Here is a 15,052-nt window from a genome sequence, read left to right on the forward strand (position 1 = left end):
CTTTAACACTCTTTAATATTTCTATTTAAGTTTGGTAAAGGTATTATCGTTTTAAAAAATTACTTTTGTAACAAAGGACATTAAGACAGTGAACGTTTTTTTTGGAAATATACAAGATTCAATAGTTGTAAAAGATACAGCCAAAACTATAAAAGCCGCTAAAATTTTGCCAGCTGCCAAAATTAATAGCGAAGAGGGGGCTATCATTCCTAAAGAGGCTATATCTATGATCAAACTACAACCTTCAATGCCGTTAGAGCAAAAGGAAGATACACCTGTATTAACCTATGTTATGATAGGTGTTGTACTTATTATTGTTTTTATTTTAGTTAGAATTGTACTTAAAAAGATAAAGGCCAGTCGAGAGACCAAATAGAGATTAGAAAATAATGATATTTTTAAGGGACTTCGAAAAAGTCTCTTTTTTTGTTTTTTAATACTTGAGATAAAAGAGGGTAAAGAAGTCTAAAATTAAGGAATATTCCCTATAATCAACTTTTCTTTATTAAATAACTTTACGCCTAGAAAGATGTTTTGTTTTATTTGCCAAAGCACTTGCAAGGTTATATTTTATTGGGAGGGATTGGCGTATTCGTAATTCATAAAATTATCTTAAAAATTAAATTAGGCTAGGGGTTTCTACTAGTTTTGGAGTCTAGTTGTAAAATGATCCCATTGTAGTATTAAAATGGTGCAAATATATGTAAAAGATAAATTAACATAGTATTAACGTGATTAAAACCACCCTTTTTAGAAGTAATCACGTTTTATTATAAAAGAAACTAAACGTATTAAAAATTTAAAAATGAAAAAAACAGTTACCGTATTAGCATTTTTAGTATTGGGTTTATATAATGGTTTGTCACAAACCATAAATCTCAATGACAAATTACCTACAGATACAAAAATTAAAAAAGGGGTTTTGCCAAATGGCATGACTTATTATATCCAAAATACAGACGTAGTAAAAGATGCAGCTAGTTATTATATCATTCAAAACGTGGGGTCTGTACTCGAAAACGATGAGCAGCAAGGATTAGCACATTTCTTAGAGCATATGGCATTTAATGGGACCGAAAATTTTGAAGGTAAAGGCATTTTAAATACCCTTCAAAAACACGGAGCCGTATTTGGAAAAGATATTAATGCCTATACGTCATTTGACGAAACGGTGTATAACATGAATAATATTCCCAATACAGAGGAATTAATAGATACTTGCTTACTGGTATTACACGACTGGTCGCATTATTTACTGTTAACCGATGAAGAGATTGATGCAGAGCGAGGGGTTATTAAAGAAGAGTGGCGTACGCGCCAGTCTGGACGTATGAGGATACTTAAGAAACAATTACCTGTTATGTTTAATAACACCATTTATGCTAATCGTATGCCTATTGGTTTAATGGATGTGGTCGAAAATTTTGAATACAAAGCCTTAAGGGATTTTTATCACGATTGGTACCGCACCGATTTACAGGCCATTGCCATTGTAGGGGATGTAGATATAGATGATATTGAGCAAAAGATTAAAGACTTGTTTTCGGACATTCCAGCTGTTGAAAATCCAAAAGAACGCATTTTAGTAAGCATACCGGACAATGATGAAATGTTATACGCTATGGTGATGGATGAGGAAGTGACGACATCCCAAATAAGTTTTAATATTAGACATCCAAGATCCTTGGAGGATGAAACAGTTGCCGATTTAAAAGAATCTCTACTAAATAGCATGGTAACGAGTATGTTATCAGCGCGTATAAAAGAAGTTACGCAAAAACCAGATGCTCCCTTTTTGGGAACTTGGATTAGTTATGGGAAGCATTCGAGAACAGCGAACGCGTTTAGCGTAACCATTTCACCTAAGCCAAATAACCAACATGAAGCCTTTAAAGCGGCGCTAGAAGAAGTGAACCGTGCTGTGAAGTTTGGTTTTACAAAGGAAGAGGTCGATCGCACCATAGTGCAGTTCAAGAATTATTATGAAAATCAAATAGCTAAGGAGGACGATCGCAGTCATGGGACTATAGTACAGACGATGCAACGTAACTATTTGGATAACGATGCTATGATAGGAATAGAAGACGAGTACACTATTGTTAAGTCCTTATTCGAAACATTAAGTGAAGATGGAGTTCATAAAAGAATAAAAGATTTATACACCAAGAACAATAGATTTGTAACCGTTATAGGAGTAGAAGGCAGGAACAATTTAACTAAGGAAGAAGCCGCACGTATCATTCAAGATGTAGAAAATGATGCAAACCTCGAACCATATACCGATGGATTTGCTGGAAAGACCTTAATTTCTGGTGTAAATATAACGGCAGGTAGCATTGTATCCGAAGACAAAAATGAAGCCATTGGTTCAACTACTTATAAGTTGAGCAATGGTATAACAGTACATTACAAGTTTGCCGATAAAAATAAAAATGATGTTAAATTAAGTGCTGTAAGTTATGGAGGCCTTTCTTTAGTTGAAGATGAAGATTTACCATCAGCAGAATACACAACAACTATTGCACAAAAATCGGGACTTGGTGACTATTCGGCTGTGGATTTAAGTAAAGTACTGGCCGGAAAATCGGCTTCAACCAGTGTAGGTATTTCAAATTTAAGTGAGAGTATTAGTGGCTCATCGGTGACGAAGGATGTAGAAACGATGCTACAGATGGTTTATCTACGATTTGAAAAACCACGATTTGACGAGGACGCTTTTAAAGTGTTTCAGAACCAAATAGATAATTATATCATTAGAAAGTCGAAAGATATCAATTCAAAAATAGCAGACAGTGTTACTGTAACATTGTATGGAGATAAGAATCCAAAGCATAGGTTATTCACTAAAGAGTATGCCAACGAAATAAACTTCGATAAGATAAAAACAATCTATAAGCAACGCTTTAACAATGCAGCCGATTTTGAGTTTTTTATTGTAGGGGATGTTCAAGAAGAACAATTAGAACCTTTATTGGAACAATATATAGCAAGCATTCCTACAAACAAGGTTGTTGAAAAATGGCAGGATAATTCGGTAAATTGGGTTAGCAATACTATTGATAAAGATGTGTATTTAACAATGGAAGACCCTAAGAGTACGGTGAAAATTGCTTATAAAAATGAAATTGATTACAATTTAAAAAATGCTTTGTTGGCAAGAGCTTTAGGCGACATTCTAAAATTACGATACACAGAAACATTAAGGGAAGAAGAAGGTGGCACTTATGGGGCTGGCGCGAGTGCTTGGGTGTCTAAACGACCCAAAGAAGAGGCCATGATTGGTATAGGTTTTGATTGTAATCCCGATAAAGTAGAAAAACTATCCACAATAGCTCATAATGAACTTAAAAAAATAGCACAAGGAGTTATTAATCAGGAAGATCTGGATAAAACGACTACTAATTATTTAAAAGAAAGAAAGCAGCAAGAAGGTTATAATAGCTACGACATGAACGTGTTAACTACATTCTATCGCGAAGGTTACAATATCAATGATCCAGAGAGTTTTGAAAATATAGTTAAAAGTATAACGGCAGAACAATTAAAAGCATTTACGGCTAAAGTATTGGATAATGCAAAATCGTATGAGATTATAATTAAACCTAAAGAATAAATTAATAGGCTTCATTCGCTAAACTTTTTTAATAAACCGATATATTTGAATTAGTCACTCAAAATAAGTGAAGAAGCCTAAGAAGGATTGCTTAGATGGCAATCCTTCTTTAAAAAAATAAATCCAATAAATTTGCAGTAAGTAAAGCATCCATTATTAAAAATGTAATCATACAACAGAATGGTTGTTTGGGTGTTACATCTTACTATTAAAAAATAAATATAGATGAAAAAAATAATTGTAGTACTGTTTTTAAGTTTAAGTATCGGTGCAATGGCACAAATCCATAATCCAGTAAAGTGGACAACCAATACCGTTAAAATTTCCGAAACCGAATACGAATTAGTAGCAACAGCAACGATAGAAGGCGAGTGGCATTTGTATTCTCAGTCAGTTCCTGAAGATGGTCCCTTTCCTACAAAATTTATTTTTGAAGGTAATGGTAACTATCTTAAAAAGGGAAATACAAGCGAAGGTAAAGGGCATACTATAGACGATCCTGTTTTTGGGATGCGTATTAAGTATTTTGGACATAAAGCGGATTTTAAACAGCGTATAAAATTAAAATCTAAAGAAGATTTTGATGTAAAAGCAACCGTAGAATTTATGGTATGTAACGATACACAGTGTTTGCCACCAAATGAAGTCGATTTAGAATTTAAAGTCGTACAATAATTGAACTATTATCAACAACCTTCCTTAGAAATGAAAAGATTCCTTACCTCACTACTACTTTTAATTAGTTTTGTTAGTTTCTCACAGATGATCCCAGAAGTGAAATGGAAGACCTCTGTAGAAAAACTGTCTGATACCGAATATAATTTAATAACAACAGCTGTTATACCACATGGGTTTCATTTATACTCTCAAACGGTGCCAGACGGTGGTCCAATACCAACCAGTTTTATTTATGATGACGCCAATGGAGCTTTTAAAATAATAGGAAACACAACAGAGGAAAAAGGGCATACTGTTAATGACCCTGTTTTTGAAATGGAAATCAAGTATTTCGAAAACAAAACCGTATTTAAGCAACAGATAGAAGTTTTAGGAGATAAGAAAACTTTAGAGGCTTTTGTTGAATTTATGATTTGTGATGACGAGCGATGTTCGCCTCCAACAGAAATAGACTTGGTGTTCAATCTTGCAGGAGAAGGAAAAACGAGCGTAGGAGAGTCATCGGTTGGCACAGTGACCAAATCAACATCAGGAAAAGAATCCAAAAAAGGATTATGGGCTATTTTCTTTATAGCATTTTTATCAGGGTTCGCAGCCTTATTAACACCCTGTGTATTCCCTATGATCCCTATGACGGTTAGTTTCTTTACTAAGCAGAGTAAAACCAAAGCAGCAGGTATTAAAAATGCCATTATTTATGGTATTTGTATCATTGTTATTTATGTATTGTTAGGGACGGCGGTAACAGCTATGTTTGGAGCGGATGCATTAAATGCATTAGCAACTAATGTATGGTTTAATATCATCTTCTTTTTACTGTTGGTAATTTTTGCAGTGTCCTTTTTAGGGGCTTTTGAAATTATGTTACCCAATTCTTGGGCTAACAAAGTAGATTCTCAAGCCGATAGAGGTGGCCTAATAGGTATTTTCTTTATGGCGTTGGCTTTGGCAATAGTATCTTTCTCTTGTACGGGGCCTATTGTTGGAACCTTGTTGGTAGAAGCAGCGTCCAAGGGAGGTTTAGCACCTATTATCGGTATGTTAGGCTTCTCGTTGGCGATTGCATTGCCTTTTGCCCTGTTTGCGGCCTTTCCTGGCTGGTTAAATTCGTTGCCAAAATCTGGAGGATGGCTAAATACGGTAAAAGTAGTTCTTGGGTTTTTAGAACTGGCTTTAGCATTTAAATTTTTATCGCAAGCCGATTTGGTGTTGCAAGCGCATATTTTGGAACGGGAGGTATTTATCGCGATATGGATTGCTATTTTCGGAGCCTTGGCTTTTTACCTTTTCGGAAAAATACAACTACCGCACGATTCGCCATTAACACATATTTCTGTGGGGCGCTTGGGGCTTGGTCTTTTTGTTCTATCGTTCACCATTTATATGATTCCGGGACTTTGGGGAGCGCCTTTAAACTTAATTAGTGCGTTTCCTCCTCCATTAGAATATAGCGAGTCTCCTTATGGGGTTGGATATTCTAAAGTAGCAAGTGGTTTGGTATCTGGAGATGCTCATGCCAATCTTCCTGATGGTGCACATTTATTGGCGCCGCATGATATATTGGCGTTTAACGATTACGATAAAGGATTAGCTTATGCTAAGAAAGTTGGTAAACCGGTTATGATTGATTTTACAGGATGGGCATGTGTAAACTGTAGAAAAATGGAACAGAATGTATGGCCTAAGGATGGTATTTTAAATATTTTGAAGAACGATGTAGTTTTAATATCATTGTATGTAGACGATAAACGTAAACTTCAAGATGACGAAGTTGTGGAGTCTCAATTAAAACCTGGTAAAAAACTAAAATATATTGGTCAGAAATGGAGCGAATTGCAAACGATTCGGTATAAGGCCAATTCACAGCCATTTTATGTACTTATGGATCATGAAGAAAATAATTTGATCGATCCAGTAGCCTATACCCCAAACGCAGATGATTATCTTGCTTGGTTAAAAAAGGGTATAAGCAATTTTAACAAATAAAAAATCAAACAACTAACCAATAAAAACAATAAAACTTAAACTAATGAAAAAAACACTGTATGTTGCTGCAATAGCTTTGGCCTTTGTAGCTTGTAAAGAGCAAGAACCTAAAGATTATGTAACCTTATCCGGAACCATAACCGATAAAAACTCGGATTCATTAGTGGTACGTTCCAGAACATACCAAAAGAAAATAGATATCGGTGCCGATGGGACTTTTTCAGATACGCTAAAAGTAGAAAAAGGAACTTACAACTTATTTGATGGTAAGGAATCTACAACCATATTTTTAGAAAATGGATTTGATATTAAGCTAACACTGGATACCAAGCAATTTGATGAAACGATCACTTATTCCGGTATTGGGGAAGACGTTAATAATTACTTAGCTAAAAAGGCTCTATTGCAAGAAAAAGTGCTTTATAATTTTGATTTGTACGATTTAGAAAAATCCGATTTTGAAAAAGAGACGAATACCGTTTTTGAATCGATGACAGCTTTGTTAGAATCTACAAAAAACTTAGACTCAACGTTTGTAGCAGGTCAAAGCAAACAAATTGATGGTCTTAAGGAATATGTGGTTACAAATTATGAAGACAAGCAGTATACAAAAACGGTATTAGCAAAGGGGAAGCCGTCTCCTAAATTCTCCAATTATGAAAATAATGCAGGAGGTACTACGTCCATTGATGATTTAAAAGGCAAGTATCTTTATGTTGATGTTTGGGCAACGTGGTGTGGTCCATGTAAAAGGGAAATCCCATTTTTAAAAGAAGTAGAGAAAAAATACCATGGTAAGAATATTGAGTTTGTTAGTATCTCTATAGACAAGCAAGCCGATAAGGAAAAATGGAAAACAATGATTGCCGAGAAAGAACTTGGAGGCACCCAATTATTAGCAGATAGTGATTGGAGATCTAAGTTCGTACAAGATTATAAAATAAAGGGAATTCCTCGATTTATTTTAATTGCTCCCGACGGAAACATTGTGTCTGCTGATGCACCAAGACCTTCTGATAAGCGGCTAATAGACCTGTTTGCAGAACTAAAGATATAACAGTAAAAGTTTTAGTTGATTGTTTTAGTGAAAAGAATCGCTTTAATATGTTTAAGTTTTAAATAATATTAAAGTGGTTCTTTATTAATTTTTCGAACTATGAATGCTATCAATACCCTTAAAAAAGTTTTAAAAAAGACTAACAGATCAAATTTGGAAGCTTATTTTAAACCATTTAGAGATAACATTGTTGGAATTGACCAAGAGTTTACTTCTCCTTATGGTAAACAAAAAATAATATATTCCGATTGGACGGCTAGTGGGAGACTTTATAAACAAATAGAAGATAAGCTACATCACGAGATAGGGCCTTATGTAGCAAATACCCATACCGAAACCTCTATTACTGGGTCGGCTATGACCTTGGCGTATCACAACGCCAGAAATATCATTAAAGAGCACGTTAACGCCTCTAAGGACGACGTATTGATTACTGTTGGAACAGGTATGACAGGGGCCATTAATAAATTTCAGCGTATTTTGGGTTTAAAGGTGTCCGAAAACCTCAAAGACCATACACAAGTACCTGAAGTATTACGCCCTATTGTATTTATTTCACATATGGAACACCATTCTAATCAAACCTCATGGTTAGAGACCATTGCTAGGGTAGAAGTGATTCCATGTGATAGAGAAGGTCTTATTTGTTTAAACAGTTTTGAAACGTTGTTACGAAAATATGCCGATTGTCCAATTAAAATAGCTTCGGTAACAGCCTGTTCTAATGTTACTGGAATTAAAACCGATTACCATAAAATTGCTGGCTTGGTACACCAATATAATGGTTTATGCTTTGTCGATTTTGCCTGTTCGGCTCCTTATGTAGCTATTAACATGCATCCCGACAATGATGAGGAATATTTGGATGCTATTACGTTTTCACCACATAAGTTCTTAGGTGGACCAGGAGCATCGGGCGTGCTTATCTTCAATAAAAAACTGTATAAGAACATGGTGCCCGATAACCCGGGAGGAGGTACCGTGTCCTATACCAATCCATGGGGAGACCATGATTATATCGATGATATAGAAACTCGTGAAGACGGTGGTACCCCAGGATTTTTACAGGCTATTCGTATCGCATTGGCCATTCGTTTAAAAGAACAAATGGGGGTAAAGCAAATATTAGATCGTGAGCACGAATTGAACAAGCGTATATTTAAAGCACTTTCTAAGATTAAGAACTTGCATATTCTTGCAGAAAAACATACCGATCGCTTAGGTGTGTTTTCATTCTATATTGACGATGCACATTATAATTTGGTCGTTAAATTGCTAAATGATCGCTTTGGGGTACAAACCAGGGGAGGATGTTCATGTGCGGGTACTTATGGACACTTTTTGCTTAATGTTGATTTGCCAAAATCTAAAGCTATTGAGCAAAAAATTTTAGAGGGATGCCTCATTGAAAGACCGGGCTGGATACGTATGTCAATTCACCCAACAATGACCAATGATGAAATTGATTTTATATGTGATGCCATAAAACAAGTTGCCAAGAATATTAAAGTATGGGGAATGGATTACGAGTATCATGCATCTAAAAATGAATTTATTCATAAAGGAAATAAAGTTGTAGAAAAAGAGATTACTAAAACGTGGTTTAACTTATAATTTGAAACGATTATGTCAGAAACAATAGAACATGTAAAATGTTTGATCATAGGGTCCGGTCCAGCGGGTTATACGGCAGCAATCTATGCGGCGCGCGCTAACATGGCACCGGTATTGTACCAAGGGACGCAACCGGGTGGACAGTTAACAACTACTAATGAAGTTGAAAATTTCCCAGGATATCCAGATGGAGTTACAGGGCCAGAAATGATGATGCAACTACAAGCTCAAGCACAACGTTTTGAAACTGATGTGCGCGATGGTTGGGTTACCAAGGTGGACTTTTCGGGGCCCGTGCATAAGGTGTGGGTAAACGGCACCAAGGAGGTCCACTGCGATACGGTGATCATCTCTACGGGTGCAACGGCGAAGTACCTAGGCTTGGAGTCCGAACAAAAGTATTTGAAGTTGGGCGGCGGTGTGTCGGCCTGTGCCGTTTGTGACGGTTTTTTCTATCGCAACCAGGAAGTCGTGATCGTAGGGGCAGGTGACTCGGCCTGTGAGGAGGCCCATTACCTATCCAAGCTCTGTAAAAAAGTGACCATGTTGGTACGTCGTGATGAGTTTAGGGCGTCCAAGATCATGGAAGCCAGGGTAAGGAATACCGAGAACATCGAGATCCTTTTCAATACCAATACCGATGAAGTGCTTGGGGACGGCCAAGTGGTAACCGGTGTTCGCACAAAGAACAACATAACGGGGGCGCTTACGGAGATTCCGGCCACCGGCTTTTTTGTGGCAATAGGCCACAAGCCCAACACCGATATCTTTAAGGATTACCTGGACTTGGACGAGACCGGGTACATCATTAACGTACCTGGGACATCAAGGACCAACGTAGAGGGCGTGTTTGTCTCGGGCGACGCGGCCGACCACGTGTACCGTCAGGCGGTTACGGCTGCAGGTACCGGTTGTATGGCGGCATTGGACGCGGAACGGTATTTGGCAGCTAAGGAAGCTGTTGTGCACGCTTAAAATAATTAGAACCTATTTTAAATAAACAAAAGCAATGCGAAAACGCATTGCTTTTGTTTATTGCAAATCTGATTTCTATGATACCTCTAAACAATTTTATAGTAAGAGAGGGAAGTAATATTATAAGAGCTTTATTTCTACTTCACTAAGTAAATCGTTGAAAGTATTGTTCTCTACAATATCTAATACAATTTTATTGGATTTGTGATTTCTTAAAATGCTGCTAACTATATTGCTGTAGTAGTGTGAACCATGAATCACCTTAGTTAAAGCTTGAATTAAATCTTCATACAAAAAGTCATTTTTAATTAAAAACCCATGAGGTTTTAACATTTTAAAGTTGTTGTAGAGCTTGCGGTCATCATCTTCAGAAGTTAAAATAATGAGCTTTGTTCGGGGATTTAGTTGTTTTATCTTGATTCCCAGATCAATTCCCGATATTATTCCTGGTCTGTTAGTAGAAAATAAATTATAATCTAGGAGAACAAGATCATAAGGCGTTTCATCTAATGTTTCATTAATTTTTATATCAGCAGCTATATAGTCATGTGCGATATCTACATTAAATTTGAATTTGTTGTTTCCTGAAGCAATTTGGTTTAGAGCCATTTTATAAGCTTCAATAATAATAGGGTAATTCTCTAAGATGAGAACATTTAACGGTTGAACCATAAACGATAATAATTTATAATGCGCTATAAGCTAGATTTGTAGCGAACGGAGCTAATCTATTAGGTTTATAGAAAACAGTGTTAGGGAAACACCTTGAATTTTTCAAGGTGTTTCCTTAGAAATTTAGGTAATAGCTAAAAAAGTAAAACTCCCGTAAACTAGATGTTTACAGGGGTTTTTGAGGAGGAAAGGGGGGTGTTTTGTGCTATATATTACTGTAAGTTAGTGTCTTATGGTTTTATTCTCAATTAAGGTAACTGATTTAGACTCCTTTTTTTCGTACTAAATACCAATAAATTGTGTGTCGTTAGGGGCAACTGGCTTTATTTCAGTATCGATTTTAGTATCAAAAGCGAAATGCTTTACTTTAACTAATCCACTTATTCCTTCTACATCTAGTAATTGACTCCCATCAGAGTTATTTATGATGTTGGTAATTAAAAAAAATCACCTCTTGCTGTTATTTGTTGACCTACTGATATAGATTTTACGTTTATTTAATTCAAATAATTTTTAAAGAGTTAAATCTAACTGTTTCGCTCTGTTTTCTATTAGTGCTATTAAAGTGCTTTTGTTTTCCTCACTTAAAAAGCTATAGGCGATTAATTCTTGCCACTGTTGCATACCTTTTTCTATACGATTCCATAGGTTTTCAATAGCTTTAGCAGGGATTTGTGCTTTGGTCATGGCATCGTTAAAATCTAGGCGTTTAATTTTACGCTTTTTTCCGTTAAGGTTTAGTGCTAATTCTTCTTGATCTTCCGGAATCAATAATTTAACCGCTACCATATCATAGGTTGGTGCCAATGCATAGTGTTTACTGTCTTTTGCTATGAGTGAAAAGTTTTTTAAATGCATATCGTTATTTCCAATCAGGAAAGAAACAATAACTTGCTCATAAAACTTTACGGCATCCAGTAACGGGTTTTGCGCATAGGTTATGATGGTCTTTGCAATTTGCTCGTAAGATCCACGATATTTATGTTCTGTAAGACGCTCTGTGAATTGGCAAGCATCTTCCATTGGGTACTTTTCGTTATTTGCAGTACGATCTATACGCTTGGTTAAATAGGCTAAAGCGCCATCTTTTAATGGGATTAATAAAAAGGGTACTGTTGCTATACCGCAAGCTTGTGCCAATAACATGCATAGTGCCTCAATTTCTGGCATTTGCGGATACATATGAAATGGTGGTTTTAAAATATACCTGCCATTCAATGCACCTACAATGGTTAACCTATTTTGAGTATTTTCTTGTGTGAAACCTAATGATAATTTTGGTTGCACACCGGTAACAATGATGCGTTGTGCTACGTTTTCTTTTGCCAACGCTTCGATTTGAGACATCTCATACTCTAATTTTAGTACAGGCGTATCTTCTTGCCAAAATGCTGTTAGGCAGTTTTGATGGTAGTTTATGCCACCATCTTCTAGTTTTTTATGACATGCTAAACAATAGTTCATACCTTCTCTATAATGCTAATATTGCCAATACAATCTCTACATGTAGTTAATAATATGCCCATGCGGTCTCTTGGGTTAATTTTCCAATTTTTATGAGCTATGTCTAATAACCAACCTTCCGGAATTAAACCATCGAAGAAAGGGAATAGGTATTCGGCACTAAACGCTTCTTCTTGTAATGGTAACGTCAAACTCACTGCTAATGTACTTTCATTTTCTAGGTATGCTTTGTCATACTTGAAATGATAGCCATTATCGTCCTCGGTTAATATACCAGCTAACGTTTTATTTACCCAGATTTCTCCTTGTCTCATCGCTTATAGGTGTTGGTGTTAGTGTATGTCCAAAAAATAATAATACCTGATTTACTTTATCGGTCATTACATTTGGTTTTCCCTGTTCGAGTTCGCGTACAAAACGCAATCCTACACCTGTGAAGTCTGATAACTCTACTTGTGTTAGATTTGCTTTTTTGCGTCTATCCCTTACAAATTGAGCTATTGTATTTTTCCTATCCCATTCCATTGTATTATACCTTTATGGGTACAATATAGTGAATTATTTTAAAATTATACCTTAAAGGGTGTAAATGTTTTAATATTGCTGTGTTTGTACCTTATAGGGTGTAACAATTAGTCTTGATCCACTTTTAGGATGATATTATTTGATATCAAATAATATCATATAAAATAAAAAACCCTGTAAATCAATTATTTACAGGGTTTTTGTCGCCTTTTATAGGACTTTTCGCGGAGGAAGAGGGATTCGAACCCCCGGAGGTGTGACCCTCAACAGTTTTCAAGACTGCCGCATTCGACCACTCTGCCATTCCTCCTAGAGCGCCTCATCAGCTATTTGCTGAATGCGGGTGCAAATATAGAATCCTTTTTTAATTCTTTCAAGTAAAATTGAATTTTTTTGAAAATAAATTTTCTCCTTTTACATCAAACTTATCAACTGGATTATTTAAGCGTTCAGAATTAATGGGTTACTTTTTAAAACTTCATTTGAAACGTTCGATTTCGATATACTGTTTGGTGTTTTACGGTTTTTAGAATCGGAAAAAACTTTATTTTACAATCTATAATGCTAGAAAACGGACTTCAAATCTTATTTTTGCATAAACATACCAATGCTAATGGATACGATAAAATATTTGGAATGGCGTTATGCCACTAAAAAGTTTGATACAGGCAAGATATTGACTGATAATAAGCTAAATGTTTTAAAGCAGGCATTTAACTTAACAGCAACTTCCTTTGGTTTGCAAACTATCAAACTTGTTATAGTTGAAAATAAAGAATTAAGGGAAGCGTTAGTGCAATATTCATACAATCAAAAACAAGTTATGGAGGCATCACATTTGCTAGTGATATGCATCCAGCGAGATATTGTTGAAGATGATGTTAATGACTATTATAAGAATATAAAAACAACACGCGATACTCCTGAAACGATATTGGATCCTTACAAGAAAGAACTTATTAAAACAGTAAAAGGAATGTCGGTAGAAGAACGTCAGCAGTGGTCAAAAAATCAAGCTTATATAGCTTTAGGAAATTTGATGACGGTTTGCGCAGTAGAAGGTATTGACTCTTGCCCCATGGAAGGCTTTGTTTCCGATGATTATGATAACATGCTTAAGTTAAGTGAAAAAGGCTTAAAATCGGTTTTGTTATTGCCTGTTGGCTACCGTTCACATGATGATATGTTTGCAGGTTTTGAAAAAGTAAGAAGACCGTTAGCAGAAACCATTATAGAATTATAAATATTAGATAAATAATAAAAATATGCCCGGATTTGAATTATTTGGTAGTGCAGAACGCAAGGAAGTACATGATGTTTTAGAAACTGGTGTGCTAATGCGCTATGGCTTTGATGGAATGCGCAATAGCCATTGGAAAGCCAAGGAACTGGAAAGTGAGTTGAGTAATGTTTTACAATCAGACTATGTGCAATTGGTGTCTAGCGGTACGGCAGCCGTATCAGTCGCTTTAGCAGCAGCTGGCGTTGGAGCAGGCGATGAGGTTATTATGCCAACCTTTACATTTGTAGCGAGTTTTGAAGCCATTATGATGTTAGGAGCAATTCCTGTTTTGGTGGATATTGATGACACGCTAGCATTGAGCCCAAAAGCTGTTGAGGAAGCCATTACCCCTAAGACCAAAGCTATTATGATTGTGCAAATGTGTGGTAGTATGGGGGACATGTCGGCTTTACAAGATATTTCCAAACGACACGATTTACTTTTAATTGAAGATGCCTGTCAGGCGATAGGAGGAAGCTATCAGGGAAAGCCTTTGGGAAGTATAGGTGATCTGGGATGTTTTTCTTTTGACTTTGTAAAAACCGTTACCTGTGGAGAAGGAGGAGCTGTAATAACGAGTAATAAAAATTATTACACACATGCTGATCACTATAGTGATCATGGTCATGATCACATAGGATTGGATAGAGGAGTTGAAACCCATCCGTTTTTAGGCTATAATTTCAGAATTTCGGAGTTACATGCTGCCGTTGGATTGGCACAAGTAAGGCGCTTACCTGAATTTTTATCGATTCAGAAGGCTAATCATAATATTTTGAGAACAGCACTTTCTGAAATTCCAGAAGTTACGTTTAGAACAGTCCCTGATGGCGGAGTGGAAAGTTATGCGTTTTTAAGTTTCTTTTTGCCCGATTTGGAGTTGGCACGTAAGGCATCAAAGTCCTTAAAAGAAGCTGGTGTAGATGGTTGTTTTCATTATTATGATAACAATTGGCATTATGTACGTAAATGGGAACATTTAAAGGAATTAAAATCCTTATATCCAATAGCAGCTGAAGTTAAGACAGGTTTAGAGTATCTAAAAACCAAAACGTTTGTTAAGTCCGATCATTATATAGGTAGAAACATTTCATGTCTGATAAAACTATCATGGACAGAAGCAGAGGTTAAAGAACGCGCGAAAAAAATGGTTAAAGCAATAAAAGATACTTTAATAGTTGCTTAG

General features: G+C 36.0%; 13 protein-coding genes and 1 tRNA gene. 9 read left to right on the top strand and 5 right to left on the bottom strand.

Going from position 1 to position 15,052, the window contains the following annotated elements; all coding sequences use genetic code 11:
- Positions 1-88 precede the first annotated feature (88 nt).
- From JF259_RS04170 to trxB, 7 genes are all read left to right on the top strand, one after another.
- Positions 89-376: a hypothetical protein gene (locus tag JF259_RS04170; protein ID WP_199113683.1), complete on the top strand. Its 288-nt coding sequence runs from the start codon at positions 89-91 to the stop codon at positions 374-376.
- 429 nt (positions 377-805) lie between these two features.
- Complete coding sequence (locus JF259_RS04175) at positions 806-3,613, top strand: M16 family metallopeptidase (RefSeq protein ID WP_199113685.1); 2,808 nt, start codon at positions 806-808, stop codon at positions 3,611-3,613.
- A 225-nt stretch (positions 3,614-3,838) separates the two neighbouring features.
- Complete coding sequence (locus JF259_RS04180) at positions 3,839-4,288, top strand: protein-disulfide reductase DsbD domain-containing protein (protein ID WP_199113687.1); 450 nt, start codon at positions 3,839-3,841, stop codon at positions 4,286-4,288.
- A gap of 30 nt (positions 4,289-4,318) precedes the next feature.
- Complete coding sequence (locus tag JF259_RS04185) at positions 4,319-6,277, top strand: protein-disulfide reductase DsbD family protein (protein ID WP_199113689.1); 1,959 nt, start codon at positions 4,319-4,321, stop codon at positions 6,275-6,277.
- A gap of 43 nt (positions 6,278-6,320) precedes the next feature.
- Positions 6,321-7,334 carry a TlpA family protein disulfide reductase gene (locus tag JF259_RS04190; protein ID WP_199113691.1) on the top strand — a complete coding sequence of 338 codons (1,014 nt, stop codon included), beginning with the start codon at positions 6,321-6,323 and terminating at the stop codon, positions 7,332-7,334.
- Positions 7,335-7,433: 99 nt separating this feature from the next.
- Entirely contained in the window at positions 7,434-8,948 is a 1,515-nt protein-coding gene (locus JF259_RS04195) for an aminotransferase class V-fold PLP-dependent enzyme (protein WP_199113693.1), read from the top strand.
- A gap of 12 nt (positions 8,949-8,960) precedes the next feature.
- Positions 8,961-9,923, top strand: coding sequence for a thioredoxin-disulfide reductase (gene trxB / locus JF259_RS04200; RefSeq protein WP_199113695.1), 963 nt, complete (start codon positions 8,961-8,963; stop codon positions 9,921-9,923).
- A 120-nt stretch (positions 9,924-10,043) separates the two neighbouring features.
- Here the strand turns inward: trxB and JF259_RS04205 are convergent, their stop codons facing one another.
- From JF259_RS04205 to JF259_RS04225, 5 genes are all read right to left on the bottom strand, one after another.
- Positions 10,044-10,595, bottom strand: a complete 552-nt coding sequence (locus JF259_RS04205) for a response regulator (protein WP_199113697.1) — start codon at positions 10,593-10,595, stop codon at positions 10,044-10,046.
- 513 nt (positions 10,596-11,108) lie between these two features.
- Positions 11,109-12,059 carry a HipA domain-containing protein gene (locus JF259_RS04210; RefSeq protein ID WP_199113699.1) on the bottom strand — a complete coding sequence of 317 codons (951 nt, stop codon included), beginning with the start codon at positions 12,057-12,059 and terminating at the stop codon, positions 11,109-11,111.
- Entirely contained in the window at positions 12,056-12,373 is a 318-nt protein-coding gene (locus JF259_RS04215; RefSeq protein WP_199113701.1) for a HipA N-terminal domain-containing protein, read from the bottom strand. The genes JF259_RS04210 and JF259_RS04215 overlap by 4 nt, the downstream gene beginning before the upstream one ends.
- Entirely contained in the window at positions 12,345-12,584 is a 240-nt protein-coding gene (locus JF259_RS04220) for a helix-turn-helix transcriptional regulator (protein ID WP_199113703.1), read from the bottom strand. The genes JF259_RS04215 and JF259_RS04220 overlap by 29 nt, the downstream gene beginning before the upstream one ends.
- Positions 12,585-12,809: 225 nt before the next feature.
- Positions 12,810-12,894, bottom strand: a tRNA-Ser gene (locus JF259_RS04225).
- Positions 12,895-13,197: 303 nt separating this feature from the next.
- Between JF259_RS04225 and JF259_RS04230 the strand changes: the two genes are divergently transcribed.
- Both JF259_RS04230 and JF259_RS04235 read left to right on the top strand, forming a co-directional pair.
- Positions 13,198-13,827, top strand: coding sequence for an NAD(P)H-dependent oxidoreductase (locus tag JF259_RS04230; RefSeq protein WP_199113705.1), 630 nt, complete (start codon positions 13,198-13,200; stop codon positions 13,825-13,827).
- A gap of 22 nt (positions 13,828-13,849) precedes the next feature.
- The gene (locus tag JF259_RS04235; protein ID WP_199113707.1) at positions 13,850-15,052 is read left to right on the top strand and encodes a DegT/DnrJ/EryC1/StrS family aminotransferase; all 1,203 of its coding nucleotides are present in this window, start codon (positions 13,850-13,852) and stop codon (positions 15,050-15,052) included.

Source organism: Snuella sedimenti, assembly GCF_016428595.1.
Lineage (GTDB): Bacteria > Bacteroidota > Bacteroidia > Flavobacteriales > Flavobacteriaceae > Snuella > Snuella sedimenti.

What these genes read in the sequence shown, in the direction of transcription:
- JF259_RS04175 (WP_199113685.1), top strand. Translation starts at nt 806, where the DNA reads ATGAAAAAAACAGTTACCGTATTAGCATTTTTAGTATTGGGTTTATAT.
- JF259_RS04180 (WP_199113687.1), top strand. Translation starts at nt 3,839, where the DNA reads ATGAAAAAAATAATTGTAGTACTGTTTTTAAGTTTAAGTATCGGTGCA.
- JF259_RS04185 (WP_199113689.1), top strand. Translation starts at nt 4,319, where the DNA reads ATGAAAAGATTCCTTACCTCACTACTACTTTTAATTAGTTTTGTTAGT.
- JF259_RS04190 (WP_199113691.1), top strand. Translation starts at nt 6,321, where the DNA reads ATGAAAAAAACACTGTATGTTGCTGCAATAGCTTTGGCCTTTGTAGCT.
- JF259_RS04195 (WP_199113693.1), top strand. Translation starts at nt 7,434, where the DNA reads ATGAATGCTATCAATACCCTTAAAAAAGTTTTAAAAAAGACTAACAGA.
- trxB (WP_199113695.1), top strand. Translation starts at nt 8,961, where the DNA reads ATGTCAGAAACAATAGAACATGTAAAATGTTTGATCATAGGGTCCGGT.
- JF259_RS04205 (WP_199113697.1), bottom strand. Translation starts at nt 10,595, where the DNA reads ATGGTTCAACCGTTAAATGTTCTCATCTTAGAGAATTACCCTATTATT.
- JF259_RS04210 (WP_199113699.1), bottom strand. Translation starts at nt 12,059, where the DNA reads ATGAACTATTGTTTAGCATGTCATAAAAAACTAGAAGATGGTGGCATA.
- JF259_RS04215 (WP_199113701.1), bottom strand. Translation starts at nt 12,373, where the DNA reads ATGAGACAAGGAGAAATCTGGGTAAATAAAACGTTAGCTGGTATATTA.
- JF259_RS04220 (WP_199113703.1), bottom strand. Translation starts at nt 12,584, where the DNA reads ATGGAATGGGATAGGAAAAATACAATAGCTCAATTTGTAAGGGATAGA.
- JF259_RS04230 (WP_199113705.1), top strand. Translation starts at nt 13,198, where the DNA reads ATGGATACGATAAAATATTTGGAATGGCGTTATGCCACTAAAAAGTTT.
- JF259_RS04235 (WP_199113707.1), top strand. Translation starts at nt 13,850, where the DNA reads ATGCCCGGATTTGAATTATTTGGTAGTGCAGAACGCAAGGAAGTACAT.